Origin of the sequence: Micromonospora sp. NPDC050686, assembly GCF_040654475.1 — a bacterium.
In the GTDB taxonomy this organism is placed as follows: Bacteria; Actinomycetota; Actinomycetes; order Mycobacteriales; family Micromonosporaceae; genus Micromonospora.
The window spans coordinates 34,613-53,959 of sequence record NZ_JBFAID010000028.1 but is presented as its reverse complement, the minus strand read 5'-3'; the positions used below and the strand labels follow the sequence as shown (position 1 = coordinate 53,959).

Below are 19,347 nucleotides of genomic sequence, written 5' to 3'. Positions count from 1 at the left end.
GACATCCATACCTTCCGTTGTGGAACGGTATTCCACATTCATGGGACGGTTTTGATGGCAGCCACCACCAGCAAGCCCGCAGGCCTCGCACGCCACGAAGCCGCATCGGCGCTCATCCCGGGCGGCGTCAACTCGGCCACCCGCTACATCGGCGCACCGTTCGCCTTGACCGCCGCGTCCGGCGCCTACGTGACCGACGCCGACGGGCAGCGCTACCTGGACTACCACGCCGCCTTCGGCGCCATCCTGCTCGGCCACAACGCCCCCGTGGTCAACGGCGCGGTACGTGACGCCCTCGGCGGACTCGACCTCACCGGCATCGGCGTCACCGACATCGAGATCGAGCTGGCTCGGCTGGTCACCGACCTGATCCCGTCGGCTGAGCAGATGATCGCCTCCACTAGCGGCAGCGAGGCCACCGCCCAGGCGATCCGGCTGGCCCGCGCCGTCACCGGCCGGCGCTACATCATCAAGTTCCAGGGCGGCTTCCACGGCTGGCACGACGCGGTCGCCCGCAACGTCATCTCCGGCCCGGACACCGCGTACGGGCGCGACCCGATGTCGGCCGGCATCCTCGACGAGGCACTCGACGCCACCCTGATCGCCGAGTTCAACGACCTGGACTCGGTACGCGCCCTCTACCAGACGCACCCCGAGCAGATCGCCGCGATCATCCTGGAACCGATCCCACACAACGTCGGCGCCCTCCTGCCCACCCAGGAGTTCGCCGACGGGCTGCGCAGCCTGACAACCGAGCACGGCTCCCTGCTGATCTTCGACGAGGTGATCACCGGCTTCCGGCACACCCCCGGGGGCTACCAGCAGGTCTGCGGTGTGCGTCCCGACATCACCACCTTCGGCAAGGCGATGGCCAACGGCTACCCGATCGCCGGAGTCGCCGGACGCCGCGACCTGATGCAGCGGTTCAGCTCCGCCGGCGGCGACGTGCTGCTCGCCGGCACCTACAACGGCCACCCCGTCTGCGCCGCGGCAGCCATCGCCACCATGACCTACCTGCGGGACAACGCCGACTTCTACGAGCGCACCCACCGTCTGGGCGACCGGATCCGCGCCGGTCTCGCCGGCATCCTCGAGGAGTTGGACGTGTCCGGCGTCGTCACCGGGTTCGGCGGGGTCTTCCTGGTCTACTTCGTCGACGGGCCAGTGCGCGGCTACCGGGACCTGCTGGGCAACAACCACGACGCGTACGTGGCATTCCACCGGCGGATGACCGAGGCGGGCTTCCTGATGCTCCCGATGAGCCTTAAGCGCAACCACATCTCCGGCGCCCACACCGAAGAAGACATCGACCGCACGCTGGAAGCGGCCCGCGACGTGCTCAAGGGCATGCGCGCCGACGGAACCGTCTGACCGTGATCAGCACGCGGGCGGCAATCCTACAGGACAGCGGCCGGCTGGCGCCGTACGCCCGGACCCGGCCCTTGACAGTCGGTGAGGTGGACCTGGCCCCGCCCGGGCCCGGCGAGGTCCTTCTGCAGGTCGCCGCCGCCGGTCTCTGCCACTCCGACCTGTCGGTCATTGACGGCTCACGTCCGCGCCCACTGCCGATGGTGCTCGGCCACGAAGCCGCCGGCGTCGTCGTCGACGTCGGCGCGCATGTACGCGGCCTGCGCCCCGGCGACCACGTGGTGTGCGCGTTCGTGCCCGCCTGCGGCGGCTGCGTGCCGTGCCAGTCGGGTCGGCCGGCGCTGTGTGAGCCGGGCGCGGCGGCCAACGCCGCCGGCACCCTCGTCTCGGGCCGCCGGCCGTTCCGCCGCGCCGGCACGCACCTGCACCAGCACCTCGGTGTGTCCGCATTCAGCGAGTACACCGTGGTGGCGGCCGACTCGCTCGTCGCGGTCGACCGCAGCCTGCCGTTGGAGCACGCGGCACTGTTCGGGTGCGCCCTGTTGACCGGCGTAGGCGCGGTGGTGAACACCGCCGGGGCGCGTCCCGGCACGTCGGCGGTGGTGTTCGGGCTCGGCGGCGTGGGGCTGGCGGCGGTGATGGGTGCACGGGCAGCCGGCTGCCACCCGGTCGTCGCGGTCGACCCGGTCGCCGCGAAGCATCCGCTCGCCCGCCAGGTCGGTGCCACCCACGTCCTGGACGCCGGCCCGGACACGGTCGCCGCAATCCGTGACCTCACCGACGGTGGGGCCGACACCGCGGTCGAGGCCGTCGGCAACGCAGCGGTGCTCGCCCAGGCGTACGCGGCGACCCGCCGCGGTGGCACCACCGTCGCGGTCGGGCTACCGCACCCCGAGCAGACGCTGACGATCCCGGCGGTGTCCCTCGTCGCGGAGGAACGCGCCCTCGTCGGGTCGTACCTCGGCGGCGCCGTCCCGCGTCGGGACATCCCCCGCTACATCGCCCTCTACCAGGCAGGCCTGCTGCCCGCGGACCAGCTGCTCGGTGAGCGGCTGCGGCTCGACGACGTCAACGAGGGCTTCGACCGGCTGGCATCCGGGGCGGCAACCCGACAGGTCGTGCTCTTCGACGCCTAGGCTTCCGCCTGCGGGCGTGTCACGGTGAGCGGGCGCTGCTCCCGCGCCCGCTCACCGCACCTTCAGGCCGCGACGACCGGGTTGCGCAAGGTCCCGATCCCGTCGATCTCCGTCTCGACGACGTCGCCGGGTTGCAGGCTGCGCCGCGGCGTCGCGAACTCGCCGCAACCCCAGGGGGTGCCGGTGAGCAGGACGTCGCCCGGTTCGAGGGTGAAGCTGTGCGAGCAGAACGAGATCAGCTCGGCGACCCCGAACAGCATCTCCCTGGTCGAGGAGTCCTGCACCGTCTCGCCGTTGACGCGGGTACGCAACCCGAGCCCCTGCGGGTCACCGATCTCGTCGGCGGTCACCACCACCGGACCCAGCGGGCAGAACGTGTCGAAGCTCTTGCCGCGTACCCACTGGCCGTCGGAGAACTGGACGTCACGAGCGGAGACGTCGTTGCCGACGGTGTAGCCGAAGACGTGGTCGAGGGCGGCGTCGACGAGGATCCGTCGAGCGCGCCGGCCGATGACGACCGCAAGTTCGACCTCCCAGTCGATCCGCTCGGTGAGCGAGGCGTCCGCCACGATGCAGCCGCCGTCGGCGAGCAGACTGGACGGGAACTTCGTGAACACGAGCGGGGCCTGTGGCCGCTCAGCGCCCGTCTCCCGGATGTGGTCGAGGTAGTTGAGGCCGATCGCGACGACCTTGCTGGGGATCACCGGCACGTCGAGCTCGGGTGCGGCCAGCGGGTCCTCATCGATCATCCACTCGGACGCGGGGACACCGGTCGCGATCAACGACCGCAGGCCCCCGTCGTGGCGCACGGGGTAGAACCCCCCATCCCGCTGCACAGCGACCCTGACGCCCTGGCCGGTGCACACGCTGCCGATCCGCATGGTGGTATCCAATCTGGTCTGACCAATCTGGTTAGACCAGATTCTCCAGCGCAGGCATAATCCGTCAAGTGAACGACCACCTGCCGGAAGACCTCGACGACCGCCTGCGCGCCTACCTCGCCACACGCGCGTTGCAGCCCGGCGACCGGCTGCCCGCCGAGCGGACCCTGGCCCAGCGTCTCGGGGTGTCCCGCCCGACGCTGCGGCACGCACTGCGCCGCCTCGCCGACGACGGGGTGATCGAGATCAGGCAACGCTCCGGGGCGTACCTCACCGGTCTCGACCTTGCCGACCTGCTCGCCGTCCGGATGCGGCTGGAGCCCTTCGCCGCCGCCCTGGCAGCCGAGGCCGCCACCGACCGGCACCGCAGGCTGCTACGCGACGCGCTGCGCGACGCCGCCGCGCACATCGACGAGGTCGACGCGTTCGCCCGTGCCGACATCGCGGTCCACGACATCGTCGCGGACGTCTGCGGCAACCGCGTCCTCGCCGACGTGCTCGCCAGTCTGCGCCGCGCGGCCGGCTACTCGCGGCGCGCCACATCCGGTGATCCCGCCCTGCGCAGGCGCACCCTCACCCAACTCACCGGCCTGGTCGGCGCGATCATCGACGGCAATCCCGCCGCCGCCGAACAGGCGATGGCCGTCCACCTCGGCGATGTGGGCGCAGCTCTGCCCGGCACCCCACCGCAACGCCGCCCCGAGTCGCCAAGCAGGGCCCGACACCGCGCCGTGCAGTGACCCAGCCTCCGGGCGCCGCCTCGCCGCCTCGCCACCGGCAACGCCACTTCTATTGACGTGGAACGTTATTCCGAGTTCAGTGTGGCGCAGTCCTCCGAAAGGAATCGACCATGCTGTTCGCCCGCCCAGCCCGACTCGCCGTCGCCGCCGCGGCGATCACCGCCCTGTTCCTCCCCCTGCCCGCCCTCGCCGCCCCCAACAACGTCTGGACGTTCAACAAGGACACCCTCGGCGCACCTCCGCCCCAGGCGTCCCTGGTCCAAGGCGATGTGCGGGTCGTGCAGCGGCTCGCCGGGCCCGCCGACGACCAGGCGATCCAGCTCGACGACGCGAGCACGACCCTCCAGTCACGAGTGGTCTTCCCCGGCGCACCGGTCGAGGCCCGCAGGTTCAACTTCGACCTCGCCGTCACCGGCACACAGCCGTCGATCATCGCGATCCACGGCCAGGGCGACAACGGATCCCTCGGCCTGTGGCGGTTCCTCGTCAGCCGATCCAGCATCTCCAGCGAATACCTGGTCTCCGCCTACGACGGGAAGACATGGCGCCTGATCGGGCCCGTCAGCGGCATCGACCAGCAGTACGCCCAGATATCCGTCGAGGCCACCACCACCGAGGTCGTCCTCGCCGTCGGTGACCGCCGGCTGAAGACCACCAGACGCGCCAGTGCGGCAACCGCGGTGACCGGCATCGAGTTCGCGTCCAACGGCGCCGCCCCGGCCGGCACCGGCCTGCAGTTCGACAACCTCGCCCTCAAGGACACCAAGCCCCGTGCGAAGGGCCTGGAGCCCACCCTCGCCTGGAACACCAACCCCGAACGCGGCCAGGTCATCACCGACGCCGAGGTCGCCACCGTCAATGCCCAACCCGCCCTCGCCGAGGTCAACTGGGGCAACGACTGGGAACCCGCAACCGTCACCGAGGAGAACCGCACCTGGGTGGTGCGAACCTCTCACACCTTCAACGCCCTCGGACGCACGACGCTGCGCGTCCGCGTCACCGACACCGAAGGTGTAACCACCGAGGTCGGAAACATCATCAACGTCGGGTTCGCCAAGGTGCTGGTCGCCAGCGAGACCGCACCGCTGCAGATCCGCTTCCCCGACGTCACCCGCCGCTCCGACGGAGCACTGGTCGTCGTGTACTACGCCTCGCCAGGCCACACCCGGGCCAACGGCGTCATCAAGGTCACCACGTCCACCGACAACGGTGCGACCTGGAGCTCTCCGACCACCGCCGTCCAGACCCGCTACGACGCCCGCGACCCCAAGATCACGACACTGTCCGACGGCACCCTGCTCGTCTCGTACTTCGAAACCGTCTGGAACACCGACGGAACCTCCTACCAGAACGGCGTGTTCACCACACGCTCCCGCGACGGCGGCGCCACCTGGGACACACCCACGCACGTCGACTCCGCACTCGGCACCACCGGGCCCCGGGTGGTCGCCTCCCACGGCGCTCCCGTCCAACTCGCCAACGGCGACGTGCTACTGCCGCTGTACGGCAACTGGCCCGGCGAAACGCAGTGGCGCGCCACAGTCATCCGCTCCACCGACGGCGGACGCACCTTCACCCGCGACTCCGAGGTCACCCTGGCCGCCGACCCCCGCTACAAGTACGCCGAACCCAACCTCACGGTCCTGCCCTCAGGTGAGGTCATCAGCGGCATCCGCATCGAGTCGCCGGACGCGTGGCTGCAGGTCGTCCGCTCGCACGACAACGGCCGCACCTGGTCGCAGCCGGAGATCACCGACATCCCCGCGCGTTCACACCACCAACTGTTGACCTCTCAGGGCCGGCTGCTGATGACCTACGGCAACCCGTTGCTCAGCGGCCGGCCGACGGAGGGACGCATGATCGACGACCCGGCCGCGACGTGGAGCCGCGAACCGGCCACGCTCATCTACGACTCGGGCAACGGTGACCAGGCCAACCCGTCCAGCATCGAGCTGTCGGCAGGCCGATACCTGACCCTCGGCTACAACGTCAACACCAGCCAGCTCTTCGGTGTCCTCACCACTGACGCCGACTACCGGTAGGTCCACGCCGTCGAGCTCCTACCGGGCCGACAGGCGAATGTCCTCGACACCTGTGCCGGTCCAGCAGCATCCCATGCCGCTGGGCCGGCATGTGTCGGCCCTGACGAAAATTCAAGCGTCACAGCGGCGTAGCTGGAGCAGCTCGCCCCTGACGGCCGCACTTCGGACACGGTGACCACTTCGCCAACCTGCACCCAGGCTGCTCCAAGGCCGGGCCATCGAGCCGCTCCTTACCGCTGTGATCTGCGGATACCTTCCTGGCAGGCGACATAGATTGCCGTCGGCTTCCGGGACAGCGTCGCCTGGCGGGTTGCCCCGCCAGGCGACGCCTACGTCGACGTCAGCGCTCGGTGCCGATCGGCTTCTTCGGCCCGGCCGGGCAGCCGCTCATGTCGATGGCCTTCGTCTCGCCGCGGCCGATCGTGACCCTGACCGAACGGTGGATCTTGCCCTGGGGGTTCCGGCACGACACCACCCAGCTCTCCTGCAGCAGGGTGGAGCTTTGCTGGCTCTGCCGCAGAGACGGCAGGACATGCCACTCGAACCGCCCGTTGTCGGGCACCCGCATCGTGCTCTCGATGTGCAGGTCGGACGGCAGCACGACCATCTCGCCGTCGCGTTCGACCGGCGAGGAGTCAACCGAGACGTCCTTGCTGATGGTGAGCTCGATGCCCCGCGGGGCTGACCCGGTGAGGATGGAGTGCGTATGCGGATCGTTGGCGGCTTCCCAGGCGATGAGGAGCGCGTCGCGGATGCTCGACCCCGCGTAGGACCCGGTTCCGCGGTACTGGTCGATGACGTACTGGTACTGCGGGTGGAACCGTTCGAGGCCGCTGTGTCCCGGCGTCAGCTCCGGCGTGAAGCCGAGGGTGCCGTTCGCGTACAGGCCCTCCTGCTCCGCCACGCCGCTGGCGACGTAGTAGACGTCGGGCCAGGGACCGGTCGGCCAGCCGCCCAGGGCCGCGCCGAGTTGCTGCGCCAGGCCGTCGTAGAGGGCTACCTCGGCCGGTACGGGCTCCAGCGGTGACGACGGGGCGCGCAGCAACCGGGCATCCGGCGTGTGGTTGTTTACCGCGACCACGACCTGGTGGCTGTTCAGCAGGTCGGTCATGGCCGCGATCTCCGGCTCGGAGTAGGGGGCCGCGCCGTGGTGGTTCTCGGCGGTCGGAGAGGCGCTCGATCCCGGGCCGGCCCAGAACGCTCCGTAGTTGCGGTTCAGGTCCACGCCGAGTTGCCGGCTGTCCGCGGCCGCGCACTGCTCCCGGGTCGGCACCTCGCCGGCCGCGACCCGACAGTTCTTGCGCTTCATCTCGTTGATGAACTCCCGCGACATCGTGTAGCCGTCCGGGTTCACCGCTGGCACGATGATCAACCGAGAGGAGTCGACGAGCTTTTTGATGTGGCTGTTCGTGGCGTAGCTCTGCAGGACGTCCTGGGCGAACTCCATGGTGAATTCCAGCGTCGGCCACTCGCGAGCGTGGTGCAGGCCGGTCGTCAGGAAGACCGGCTCACCGGAGTCGGTCTGCACGTCGCTGCTGATCTCCATGCCCAGGATCGTGTGCCCCAGCAGGGATTTCCGGGAGAGCTCGAACACCTTCACCTTGTCGGGGTAGCGGCGCTCGAGCTCTCGCATCTCACGTTCGGCCTCGTCCAGCGTCCGGTACGACACGCGGCCGGTCGGCAGGCTGGAGGCGATCGCAGGGTTCGCCTGCCGCGCTGCTTCCCGCTGCGCCTCGACCACGCGCTCGGCCGTCATGCCGGCGAGTTGGTCCGTCGCGTCGGATACCTCCACCTGCCAGCTTCCGCCAGCGAGTTGCGCGCGGTCAGCCGCGCCGTGCAGCAGCACCTCGGCATGCGTGCCGGTGAAGTCGATTACATCCAGACCAAGGTCCATCAGTTTCTGACGTTCGGCCTTGGTGGTGGCCTTGACCTTCGCGATGGCCAGCCCGTTCACGGCAGCGCTCGGCTTTGGATCGGGGACCGCGGCGGCGGCCGTGGCCCCGGTGACGGACATGACGACCGCCATGCCGAGGGCACCCACCCGTCTTGGCCATCGGGAACTCAACATGGTGATGGCGGCCGTTCTCGAGTGGCGAACGGCGGGGATGATCGACTTCAACGGGCACTCCTGTCGGTCGTGCAGGCTTACCTGGGCACCGCAGTGGACGGACGGCGGTGCTCTGAATCGGAGGGAACCGCCGTAGGAGGTTCACCGTAAAGATCATCTGTTTCAATGCGGTTTCCGTCAATGCCGCTCCGCTGCTCGAACGTCGCCCTCGCCGAGGGAACCTCACAGCTTCTTCGGGGCTGGGGCGGGACTGGGGAGCGGCGGAGAGGGCTCAGGAGGCCGGGCGCGACCAGACGTCGGCGATCGACGGGTCGAAGTAGGCCGGGTCGTCCTGGTTCTCGAACCGGATCCGGACCGACCCGTCGGCGGCCGCGAGCGAGGCCGGGACGACAAGCTCGTAGGTCTCCGTGCCGGCACCGGCGGCGGAGCGCTCGAAGGTGCGCAGCAGCACCTCCTCACCGTCGAGGTAGACCTTGTAGCGCTTGATCTGGGCACGGTCGTAGGTCTCGCTCGCGCGGACCACGAACGCCTTGCCCGGGGTTACGGCCAGGTCGAACTCGAACCACGAGAACGGCGTGAGGTGTCCGGCGTAGCGGCGGGTCAGTCCGGCCTCCGTGCTGGTCCCGGAGGACGGCGCCGCCGTCAGCCCGTGCGCCTGTTCGGACGAGGCATTGCCGAGGTCGACGTGGTCGAGGGCGTCGGTGACGTCCGGGGTGGTCGCGACCCGGACTGAGCCGGTCCCGGTCGCGAGGACCTCGCCGTCACGGCGGAACTGCGCAGTGAGCGTGAAGTCCTCGACGGCCTGCTGGGCCGCACGCGGGACGACCACGCCGAAGGCAACGCTGCGGGTCTCCCCGGCCGGGACCGTCAGGTCGGCATCGGTGACCGGTTGCCATCCCTGCGGGAGATCGAGCCGGAGCCGGCCGGACGTCGTGGCGCGTCCGATGTTGCGCACCGTCGCGGTTACGGTCGCCGACGCGCCGGGCCGCACCTCGGCCGGCTCGGCGGCGACCGACTCCACGACCACCGGCGACTGCACCGAGACCTCGAGCGGGCTGCGCACGGTCAGGGTCGCGTCGGCGTACACGTAGGTCGCCTCGGCGTCGCCGCGCACGGTGCCCGGTCGCTGCTGCTCGGGGACCGCCAGCTCCAGCCGGCCCTCACCGGTGCCGCCGGGCGGCAGCTGGTTGGTCAGCCGCACCCACGAGGGCGTGGTGGCCCAGCCCTCCCCCAACCCGGTCAGCGAGCCACGGACGTTCACCAGCCGTTCGGAACCGGCGTTGGCCACGGCGAGCTGGACGGGGACCCGGTCCCCGGGCCGCAGCACGTCGGAACTGACCTCGGCCTCCAGCGACAGACCCAACAGGTCCGACGCCGCCGCCGACACCGCGGACATCGCCCGGTCGACCGAGGTCGCGAGGTCCTCCAGGCCGTCGGCGTCCAGTCCGGCGAGGATGTCGGCCATCGACTCCAGCGCCAGATGCGAGGCGGCCAGGTGACGGGTGGCCGCTCGGGTGTCGCCTGTGAGCAGGGCGGCGTGGGCGTCGCGGGCCCTCGCCCCGGAGGTGGCAGCCGCCTCGGACAACCGCTGCGCCTGCCCGGGGTTGAGGTGGCCGGCCCGGCGGGCGGCGTCGACGAGGGCCGCGAGGGGCTCCGTCGTGTCGATCGCCGCCCCGACCAGGCCGAGCTGCTCGTCGGAGCCGAACCGGTAGTCACCGGAGCCGACGACCACCCGTACGACGCCGTCGGCGACGGTCACCTCGTGTACACCGCGAGCGTCCGCCACCGGCCGTCCGCTCTCCGACACGGCCCAGCGGTTGGCGCCCGGGACCTCGACCGTGGCGGTCGTACCGACGGGGACGTGCACGTCGAGGGTGAGCCGGCGATCCTGCTGGCGCCAGTCACTGGACACCGGACCCCACGGCGTCTGCGTGGTCGCAGACGCGTGGTCGAGCAGGCCGGTGACGGCCGGGGCGATCGTGATGTCGCGGTAGCCCGTCGCGGCCGAGGGCCGGATGCCGGCGACGTAGTGGTAGTTCCAGTCCTCCAGGGTGCCGAGGAAGTAGTGGCCCAACGACCGGGCCTGCAGGGACCAGTGCTCCCAGACGGTGGTCGCGCCGTTCGCGAGCTTGTAACCCCAGCTCGGGTACGTCGTCTGGGTCGCCACCCGGTAGGCCACGTCCTCGTGGCCGTACTGCGTGAGCACCGGCAGCAGGTACTTCGTGCCCAGCGTACCGGTGTCGAGGTGGTAGCCCCGCTCGACCACATCCTTGGCGAGCCGATCAGCGACTCGCTGGGCGGCCTCCTCGTTGGGGGCGAGATTGAAGGCAAGCGCCAGCACGTTGTGGACCTGCCGGTAGCGGTTGGCGTCCGCACCCTCGCCGCGATAGCGGTCCTGTGAGCTCTGGAAGTAGACGTCGTTGAACGCCGTCTTGGTGGCGTCCGCCTTCGCCGCGAACTGCGTGGCGTCGGTCTCCTTGCCCAGGTGCTGTGCGACCCGCTCCATCGTGCGCAGCATGATGTAGAGGTACGCCGTGCCGGCCACGCGGTTGTCCTCGTCCGGAGCGTGACCGCCAGCGGGGCTGCCCGTGGGTGGCACCCAGTCACCGAGCCGGTTGCTGATCACGGTGCCGTTGGCTCGACGCTGGGCGTACTCCAGGTCGATGTAGCCCTTCATGCCGTCGTAGAGCTCGGTCATCACCCGGTCGTCGCCGCCGTACTGGTACAGCCAGTACGGGATCATGATGTAGGCCGCGTGCCAGGGCTGAGACGGTCCCCAGGCGCCCCAGTTGCCCGAGCTGGGCGCGATCACCATGGGGGCACCGGCGCGGGAGCCACTGACCTCCCGGCTCTCGTGGACGTCGCGCAGCCACTTGGCGAACAGCTCGTGGGCATCCATGTTCAGCATGAACATCTCGGCACCGACCGCGGCGTCGCCGGTCCAGCCGTTCTTCTCGAACATCGGGGTGTCGGTCGGGATGTGGTGGATGTTGTTGTAGAGCGTGTTCACCACGATCTCGTGGACGCCGTTCAGAGTGCCGTTCGAGGCCTCGAACCGACCGGTCTGCTCGGCGTCGGTGTTGACCCGCTTGGCCGTGAAGGCGCTCAGCGCCGGCGGGTCGTCGCCGGGCCAACCGGTGACCTCAATGTACTTAAAGCCCTTGTAGGAGAACTTGGGCATCCAGGTCTCCGGCTCGCCGGTCCCGGCCAACGTAAAGTAGTCGGTCTGGAAGCCGGCCTGGAAGCCACCGTTGTTGCTCATGTTGACGCGACCGTTGGCCAGCAGCTTCTCCGCGTGAGCGGCCCGGATCGTGGTGCCCGCCGGGCCCCGGACGGTGTACTCGACCATGCCGGCGATGACGTTGGGGAACTCCACCACGTAGACGCCCGGCGCGGGCTCGGTGATGCCGACCGCGGGGAAGGACCGGGTGACCCGGACCGGTTGCTGGCGCTGGTTCACCAGGACACCGCTCGGCCCGGTCGCGACCCTCGGGACACTCCACGCGGAATCGTCGAAGCCGGCGGAGTTCCAGCCCGGGACCGCGAAGCGCGCGTCGTAGCGCTCCCCGGCGTAGAGGTCGTCGAAACGGGTCGGGCCCTCGCGGTAGGTCCAGGAGTCGTCCGTCACCACGCGCTCGGCGCTGCCGTCGGCGTAGACGATGTGCAGGATGCCTCGCGCCATCGGCTCGTCACGCCAGGTCGGCCGCTCCCAGTTCCAGACGTTGCCGCCGGTCATCGCGAAGAACTCGCGGCCGAGCTCCATGCCGATCGCGTTCGGCCCCTCGATGAGCCGGTCGGTGACGTCGAACGCCGCGTACTGCACGGTGTCGTCGTAGTCGGTAAAGCCCGGGGAGAGCATGGCATCGCTGACGGGGGACCCGTTGAGGCTGACGTCGGCGTAGCCGCCGGCCGCGACGTAGTACGTCGCGTTGCGCACCGGCCCGTCAACGGCGAACTCCTTGCGCAGCAGCGGGGCAGCGGCCGGCGCAGGCGCCAGGACCGTGTTGATGGTCCCCACGAGCGCCAGCGAGCCGTTGACGACCGTGCCGCCGCTGAACGGGTTGAAGCCGGTGGAGAAGTCGATGTCGGCCAGCACCTGGCCGTCCTCGGTCCGGGTCACCTTGACCCCGTGGGCCCGCGACCGCTCCGGCTGCCCGCTCGCGACGTCGGAGCGGAAGCCGATGAAGCCGCGCTGCATGTTGCCGGCCTGCGTGACGTTGCGCGAGTCGACCTCGATGCCGTTGATGCGGGTGACCACGTGGACGCTGGACTGGTCGGTGCCCGGTCCCACGGTGACACTCAGCTTGTTGGACCGCGTGGTGAGCTGGTTGACCGTCACCGCCGAGGAAATGTCGACGCCGGGGTTCGCCAGGAGGGTGTAATTCCCGTTCACGCGACGGTGGGGGCGCAGGCGGGGCACGCCACCGTCGACGGAGACCTGCCACATCAGGGCGTTGTTCGGGCTCGGCGCGCGCACGAAGGCACCGAACGCGACGTGGTCGATGGTGAAGTCGAACTCCGCGGTGTAGGTGTCCCACCCGACGAGCGGGTCGCGCGACGGCGGCTGCCCGCCGACCCACCTGCTGTCGCCCCAGTCGGCGGCGGTCATCAATCCCGTCCGGAACTGTGACGACCCGCTGGCCCCGCCTGCAGTGGTGACCACGTCGACCGTCCACTCGTACCCGGTCGTCGACTGCAGGATCGGTCCGTCGTACTCCACGTCGAAGGAGCGGCCGGACTCGACGACCCCGCTGTCCCAGACGACATTCCCTCCCGTGGCGATCCGCACGCGGTACGACTCCTGACGGACGTCGCGCTCCGTGGTGCTGATGATCCACGAGAACCGGGGACGGTCGAGGTCGATGCCGACGGGCTCGGGCTTGCGCTCGACCTTGAGGTCGACGAGCTCCACCCCATCACCCTCCGCCGGCCGCGCGCTCGCGCTCACCGTCGGTGCGCCGAGCCCGGTCAGGATCAGCGCCAGCACCATCAGCAGCACGCCGGCGAGACGACGAACTCTGTCGAAGACGTACCGCATGGGGGCCACCTTTGGCTGGACGCTGCTGTGCCAGTGAAACGTTACAGGGGACAGTAGGCAAGACCTGTCGCACCTCACAACTGGATCGGAAGAGATGGCCGCCTTCGGCCACGTCTGCGGATTGAGCCATTTCATCGTGGTCAACGGTGGTTGAGCAGGCCGGCGGAGGCGGCGTGCCGTTGCTCCAGACAGAACGAAGCTCCCGGTAGGACAACAGTCGACCAAGACGCACTGCCCAGTACGGGAGCCTTCCTTGCTGACCTACCCTGCCAGCATTCCGCTGTCCACCCGCAGCCTGCCCGCCTGGCCGAGCTGATCCTGACCGGCGTCGCGCGCTGGGCGGTCGTTGGCGCAGGCTGCCCGCTACGCCGGCTCCACCGCGATGCCGGGCGACACCCGCTCAGAAGATCCTCGACCGTTCTCACGCCGAACGGTAGATCCATCCCGATCAACCAGCTGACGGCCAGCGCCGACCTCGGCCAGGTGCTGCAGCCCGGGACCAACACGATCGAGGTGAAGGTCGGCACAGCCCTGCAGAACCAGCTCATCGAAGCCACGCGGGGATTCCCATCAACGCCAGCCTGGCCGCTCGGCGGCTAGGTATACGGAATTAACGGCCCCGTCATCCTGCAGCCGTACGCCATCGAGAAGTCACCTGCAAGGGGCGATAGCGGGCCCCTAGCCTAGGAAGGCGGCCTCGCTGAGCGAGGCCGCCTCCCACAATTCGTCCCAGCCACATGCCAAGACCTCAGTAGAACGGTTCATGGTCGCCACCCTCGAATTCGACTGGCCGTGGCTCGGTCGGCTTGGCCGGGGGCGTGGTCGGGAGCAGCAATTCCTGGCCGATCAGGACGCTGTGGCTCACTGAGACTCCGGCCCCCGTGGACCCGAGGGTCCATGGGGGCCGGAGCCGCTTACTGCCGTGCGCTTGCTGAGGCGTTATCCGGCGACGGAGGTGAAGGTGAAATCGCCGGAGGGAACCGAGTAGACCCGGTAGTCGCCGTCGACGCGCAGGAAGTTTGCGCGTCGCGGAGCCGTGGTCTCACCCGCACTGTTCGGCACCCAAACCTCGGCCGCGGTGTTCGTCGGCACCGTGATCTTCAGCTCGAAGTGGCCCTCGGACTTGGTCCACGAGCTGCTCGCCACGCCCTGCGGCGTCTTGTAGCTCCCCTCGGCGAACGTCAGGTCGCCCACCGGCTTGGGCTGGAAGACCAGCTTCCGGTACGCGACATCGCCGTCGGCCTTCCGGATTCCGGCGAGACCCGACTGGAACCACTCCTCGATCTGGGCGAGGATCATGTGGTTCTTCGAGTCGCCGCGGGTCCAGCGCTCACCGATCGTCGTCATCCCACCCGGATTGGCCGTGGTGGACTGCATGAAGTACCCGTAGCTGGGCTGGGTGTCCTCCTGCAGGACGTCCCAGAGCACGTCGTCACGGTTGCCGTCCATGAGGGCCCGAACGGTCGGGGCCAGTCCGATCGTGCCACCGCTGAAGTGCGGCCCACCACCGTTGGGCTGGAACGCGTAGATGTTCTCGACCAGGTAGTCCAGCACACCCTGACGCCTGTCCTCGGGCACCAGTCCGGCGTCGAGGGCCAGCGCCTGCGCCGCCTGGGTGGCGCCGCTGGTGCCGGCGTTGCCGTTGGCCGTGTAGTAGCCGAGCGACTCGTTGAAGAACTCGCGGTTGAAGGCCGCCTTGATATCCGCGGCCAGCTTCGTGTACTCCTGCACGTCCGCTTGGTGCCCGGTCAGCTCGGCCATCTTGGCCATCTTGCTGATCATTTCGTGGTAACCCCACGTGCCGGTGATCCGACCGGAGGTCTGCTGGGCGGAGACCCAGTCGGCCAGCGCCGCGTTGACGATGTGCTCGTTCGCGCCGGTGCCTACCTTTTCCCGTCGGATGTAGCCGATGAACTTCACCATCTGGTCGTAGTACGTCGTCATGGTCTGGGTGTCGCCGTACAGCTCGTACAGGATCCACGGCACCAGGACGATCGCGTTACCCCAGTTGATCTCGTCACCGAACTGGCCGGTGTAACCCCAGTCGTAGACCGGGGTCTTCAGCGCCACGTTGCCGGCCATCGGAGTGTCGGCGAGCGACTGGCCCTCGACCAGGTGGTGCATCGTGGTCCGCAGGTACGCGCCGAGCTCGTAGTTCCGGTGGATGGCCCCCATCGGCATGGTGTAGTCGGCCGGATACGACAGCTTCTCGCGCCCGGGGCAGTCGGTGATGACCGACATGATGTTGCCGGCGAAGGAGTAGCGCGCCATCTTGTGGATCCGGTTGATGCGCGCGTTGGAGCTGTTGAACGTGCTGGCCATGGGGGTGTCGGCTTGCAGCCGGACTCCGGTGACGAGGTCGACGGTCGGGGTGTACCCGGCGGGCAGGCCGGTGACCTCAACCCACTGCATGCCGAAGTAGTTGAAGTTGGGGTGCCACGACTCACCGCCCGGCGCGCCGTGCGCCGTGTAGGTGTTGAAGAGGTTGGTCCCCCGGGAGCCGCCGCCGCCCATGAGGGAGGCCTGGTTCACGGTGCCGTTGGCGTTGAGGGACTCGGCTGGAGCCACCTTGACGGTGGTGCCGGCCGGCACCGCGCCGAGGTTCAGCTTCGGCCAACCGACGATGTTCTGCCCGAAGTCGAAGACCCACGTGCCGGGCACCGGGTTTGTCACCGAGACCGGCTTGAACTCTTCCTGCACCTTGACCGACTCACCGGCCCTGGCGACCAGCCTGGTCGCCAGGTTGGGCGGCGATGCGATGCCGGCGCTGGTCCACCCCATGTCGGCGCCGTCGCGGCGCTTGGCGGTCGCGCTCAGGTCGGAGCCGGGCAGGTTCCAGCCCGGCTGTTCCCGGCTGGCGTCGTAGTCCGAACCCGAGTACCAGGCGTCGGTGACCAGTGCACCCAGGGCGGCACGCCAGGATCGATCGGTGACGACGACGTCCGTGCTTCCGTCGCTGTAGCCGATCTCCACGCGGCCGATCAGTCGCGGCGTCACCGCCGCCCCGGCGGAGGCGTCGCTGGCCGCGATGTTGTTGCCCGAACCGGTCACGCGGGCACCGGCCGAGTGCGCGAGCGACAGACCCGGCGTGACGGTGATCCCGGTCCCGCTGGCGCCGGCCGTCCCGATCGCGGTGATCGTACGGGACTCCAGGCGGTCGCCACCCCCACCGGTGTCGATGTTGATGGTGCCGCCGACGTGGTAGCCACTCACCGCGTTCAGCTTGACGTTCGTCGCGGCGGCGGGAACATCGGCGGCGAGCACACCGTCGCCCTTGAGCTGACTCTGCCACCAGGAGTAGGGCGAGGTCCGACCGACGGCGGGGTTCGTCACGCTACGGCGCACGTATGCGGGCCCGTTGCCGAGTTCCACGCCGATGGTGTTGGCGCCGGTCCGAAGGGCCGTGGTCAGGTCGTAGACCCGGTACTCGCTGGAAAGCTGGTAGTTGGAGTTGCCGGGAGCCAGCACCTCGTCGGTCAGTTCCTTGCCGTTGACGGTCGCGTGGTGCAGACCGACGCCGGACAGGTAGAGGCGCGCGTCCGCGACCTCCTTACCGGTCGGCACAGCGAACTGGCGGGCGAAGAGCGGCAGCGGCTGGTTCTCGGTCCGATCCGGGTAGTCGATCCACCGGGCGTCGCCCCAGTCGCTCTGGTCGATCAGCCCCATCGACCAGGTTGCCGCCTCCGACCATTGGGAGGGCTTGCCGTTGGCATCCCAGACCCGCACCCGCCACGCGACCTTGTCCCGCGAGCCGAGCTTCCCGCCGTACGTCACGCGCTGCTCGGCGCCCTTGACCCGACCGGTCGACCAGATCAATTTCTCGTTCTTGAAGTCAGCGACGGACCGCGCCGCCTGCACCTCGAAGGCGGACTGCTCGTCTCCTGGGCAGGGGACATTCGCGGGAGTGTGGTAACAGGGGTGGGACTTGGCGCGGTCGGTCTCGACCATCTGCCAGGCCAGCGTGGGGCGCAGATTGTCGAGCCCGTCTGGTGAGTCGTAACGGCCGTCCACATTCAGCTGGCTCACCTCGACGTTGCCCACATTGGCGGGATCGCCGGGAGCGGCTGTCGCGGCCAGCGGTTGGGGTAACGCCAAGCCTAGGAACAGTCCCAGGGCCGCAAACGTGGCGCAGGTCGATCTTTTGTTGGGTGGCACTTTGTGCTCCTTCTCGTTCGGGATGCGAGGTGTGTCAACCGGGGTTCCACCGTCTCCAACTTCGATAAATTGAATCGTTTCACTACATTGGGGTTCTAACGAGCTTGGCGGACGTGAAACGGGATGGCAATAGCGGCGAACAGATTGGCCGAGTCCGGCCGCCGGTCCTGCAATCACCGGCCGACCTGGGGCCCTGCCGCAAGTCGGTCACGGGGGTTGGCGCGGGCCAGCGCAGACGTCGACAGCGAGGGGCGACCCAGGGGGACAGAGATCGGACGCCTGCTGGATATTCAGCAGCCGGCTCAAGGGCGCTGCGAGCGGCTAGCAGCGCTGGGCAGAGCCGTGCACCGGATTGCCCGCCGATTCCCAGCCGGGCAGGTCATCCCTGAAGGAGTGGGGTCGTGTCAACCCCTGCGCCAGGGGTGGTTGTGGCCGGTTTCTGCTGGTTTCCCGGGTCGGTGCGGACAAACGCCGGCGAGGGGTCGGGGTCAAGGCTCGACTGTAGGTCGACCCCCGGTAGGGGGCTTGGCCTTGACGCCGGCTCCGAGGGGCGCATGATCGTGGCGCCGGGAACAGCGTTGTTCGGTTGTGGGGGGCCGTGTTTCTCCAACGTCCGGTGTGGACGGGTGGCAACTGTCAGGCCGTAGGGGTCTGGTTGCCGGTCATCCCTTCGCCGCCGGCGCGTGGCGGCATGGAGTGATACGGCCGCAGCCAGGCGGGGTCAATCAGAGACGTCGACCGCGCCACCGGCCGGTGGGGGTCAGACCTGCGTCGGCCTCGCGTCCTGGCTGCGTCCAGACTGTGCTCACGCCGCTCGGGCCAGGCAACGGATGTGCCCGTCGCGTAGCCCGTAGTAGACCAGCGTGAGGAGTTTGCGGGCGGCGGCGACCTTGCCGATGTTCGCCCCGCGATGTTCGCCGATACGGGCCCGGGTGGCGGCGATCGGGCCGCGGCGCACCCGCTGCACCGCCTCCACGGCGGCCCAGCGCACGAGGGTAGAGCCCTGCTTGGTGATCCGGCCGCGCCGGATCTTGGTGTCGGACTCGCGGTGGCGTGGGGTCAGCCCGGCCCAGGAGCACAACTGTTCCGGGCGGGTGAAGCGGTGCACGTCGCCGATCTCGGCCACGAACAGCGCGGCCAGGATCGGGCCGACCCCGTCGATGGCCTGCACCGCGACATAGCCGGGGTGAGTGGACAGGCGGGCGCTGGTCATCTTGGCGTACAGGTCGATCTCGAACCCGAACGCGTCGATCAACCGCCGCAGCGAAGCGACCCGCCCGGCATAGACATCCGGCAGGCGCAGCTCGGCGAGCAGCTGCTGCCCGGCAACGCCGAACAGGTCGCTCATCGGCACGCTCACACCGCATTTGGCCAAGACCCCGTGCACCCCGGCCTTCAACCCCGAACGCACCGCGACCAGCTTGGCCCGGTGGCGCACCAACTCCCGCAGCTCGCGGGTGGCCGGGGGAGCGATCCACGCCTCAGGCAAGCGGCCCATCCGCAGCCGATCCGCAAGGTCAGAGGCGTCACGCACGTCGTTCTTCACCCGCCGGTAGGCGAACCCCTTCACCCCCAGCGGGTGCGCCAGGTGCACCTGCGCACCGGCGTCGGCGAGCACGTCAGCGGCCCAGTACCAGCCGTAGGTGGCCTCCAACACCACCTGCGGTGCTTCACCCCAGCCGGCCACCTGCTCGGCCAGGGCGAACGGATCGTTGTCGATGCGCGTGACACCCAGCCGGTCACCGGCCTCGGTCTGCTGCACGATGACCGTACGTCGCCGGTGCAGATCGATACCCACCACCTGCCGGCCGTCGTAGTCTGTGTTCACAGGGGCCTCCAACGTCGTGACGGACGTGAACACCTCCGAGTGAACGCCAAACGGCACGCCCAGAGCGAGATTCACGAGGAGCGGAGGCCCC

General features: G+C 69.3%; 9 protein-coding genes. 4 read left to right on the top strand and 5 right to left on the bottom strand.

Annotation, left to right across the window (positions count from 1 at the left end):
* Positions 1–54 precede the first annotated feature (54 nt).
* Positions 55–1,371, top strand: coding sequence for an aspartate aminotransferase family protein (locus AB0H57_RS19005; RefSeq protein WP_357508119.1), 1,317 nt, complete (start codon positions 55–57; stop codon positions 1,369–1,371).
* 2 nt (positions 1,372–1,373) lie between these two features.
* Complete coding sequence (locus tag AB0H57_RS19000) at positions 1,374–2,504, top strand: zinc-dependent alcohol dehydrogenase family protein (protein ID WP_357508117.1); 1,131 nt, start codon at positions 1,374–1,376, stop codon at positions 2,502–2,504.
* 62 nt (positions 2,505–2,566) lie between these two features.
* Here the strand turns inward: AB0H57_RS19000 and AB0H57_RS18995 are convergent, their stop codons facing one another.
* On the bottom strand, positions 2,567–3,253 hold the full coding sequence (locus AB0H57_RS18995; RefSeq protein ID WP_357508115.1) for a fumarylacetoacetate hydrolase family protein: 687 nt from the start codon (positions 3,251–3,253) through the stop codon (positions 2,567–2,569).
* A 200-nt stretch (positions 3,254–3,453) separates the two neighbouring features.
* Here AB0H57_RS18995 and AB0H57_RS18990 point away from each other — a divergent pair, with 200 nt between their 5' ends.
* Positions 3,454–4,125, top strand: coding sequence for an FCD domain-containing protein (locus AB0H57_RS18990; protein ID WP_357508113.1), 672 nt, complete (start codon positions 3,454–3,456; stop codon positions 4,123–4,125).
* Positions 4,126–4,235: 110 nt separating this feature from the next.
* Positions 4,236–6,167: a sialidase family protein gene (locus tag AB0H57_RS18985; RefSeq protein ID WP_357508111.1), complete on the top strand. Its 1,932-nt coding sequence runs from the start codon at positions 4,236–4,238 to the stop codon at positions 6,165–6,167.
* Between the two features lie 340 nt (positions 6,168–6,507).
* Here AB0H57_RS18985 and AB0H57_RS18980 read toward each other — a convergent pair whose 3' ends face one another.
* The 4 genes from AB0H57_RS18980 to AB0H57_RS18965 form a co-directional block, all read right to left on the bottom strand.
* A complete protein-coding gene (locus tag AB0H57_RS18980) occupies positions 6,508–8,286 on the bottom strand; it encodes a M14 family zinc carboxypeptidase (RefSeq protein WP_357508109.1) in 1,779 nt (592 codons plus the stop codon).
* A 220-nt stretch (positions 8,287–8,506) separates the two neighbouring features.
* Complete coding sequence (locus AB0H57_RS18975; protein ID WP_357508107.1) at positions 8,507–13,273, bottom strand: family 78 glycoside hydrolase catalytic domain; 4,767 nt, start codon at positions 13,271–13,273, stop codon at positions 8,507–8,509.
* Positions 13,274–14,212: 939 nt separating this feature from the next.
* Entirely contained in the window at positions 14,213–17,299 is a 3,087-nt protein-coding gene (locus tag AB0H57_RS18970) for a family 78 glycoside hydrolase catalytic domain (protein ID WP_357508105.1), read from the bottom strand.
* Between the two features lie 934 nt (positions 17,300–18,233).
* Positions 18,234–19,331: an IS110 family transposase gene (locus AB0H57_RS18965; RefSeq protein ID WP_357508103.1), complete on the bottom strand. Its 1,098-nt coding sequence runs from the start codon at positions 19,329–19,331 to the stop codon at positions 18,234–18,236.
* Between the last annotated feature and the right edge of the window lie 16 nt (positions 19,332–19,347).

Bases quoted from the DNA above. Each gene is read 5' to 3' on its own strand.
- AB0H57_RS18995 (WP_357508115.1), bottom strand. From the start codon at position 3,253: ATGATCGATGAGGACCCGCTGGCCGCACCCGAGCTCGACGTGCCGGTG.
- AB0H57_RS18975 (WP_357508107.1), bottom strand. From the start codon at position 13,273: ATGCGGTACGTCTTCGACAGAGTTCGTCGTCTCGCCGGCGTGCTGCTG.
- AB0H57_RS19005 (WP_357508119.1), top strand. From the start codon at position 55: ATGGCAGCCACCACCAGCAAGCCCGCAGGCCTCGCACGCCACGAAGCC.
- AB0H57_RS18985 (WP_357508111.1), top strand. From the start codon at position 4,236: ATGCTGTTCGCCCGCCCAGCCCGACTCGCCGTCGCCGCCGCGGCGATC.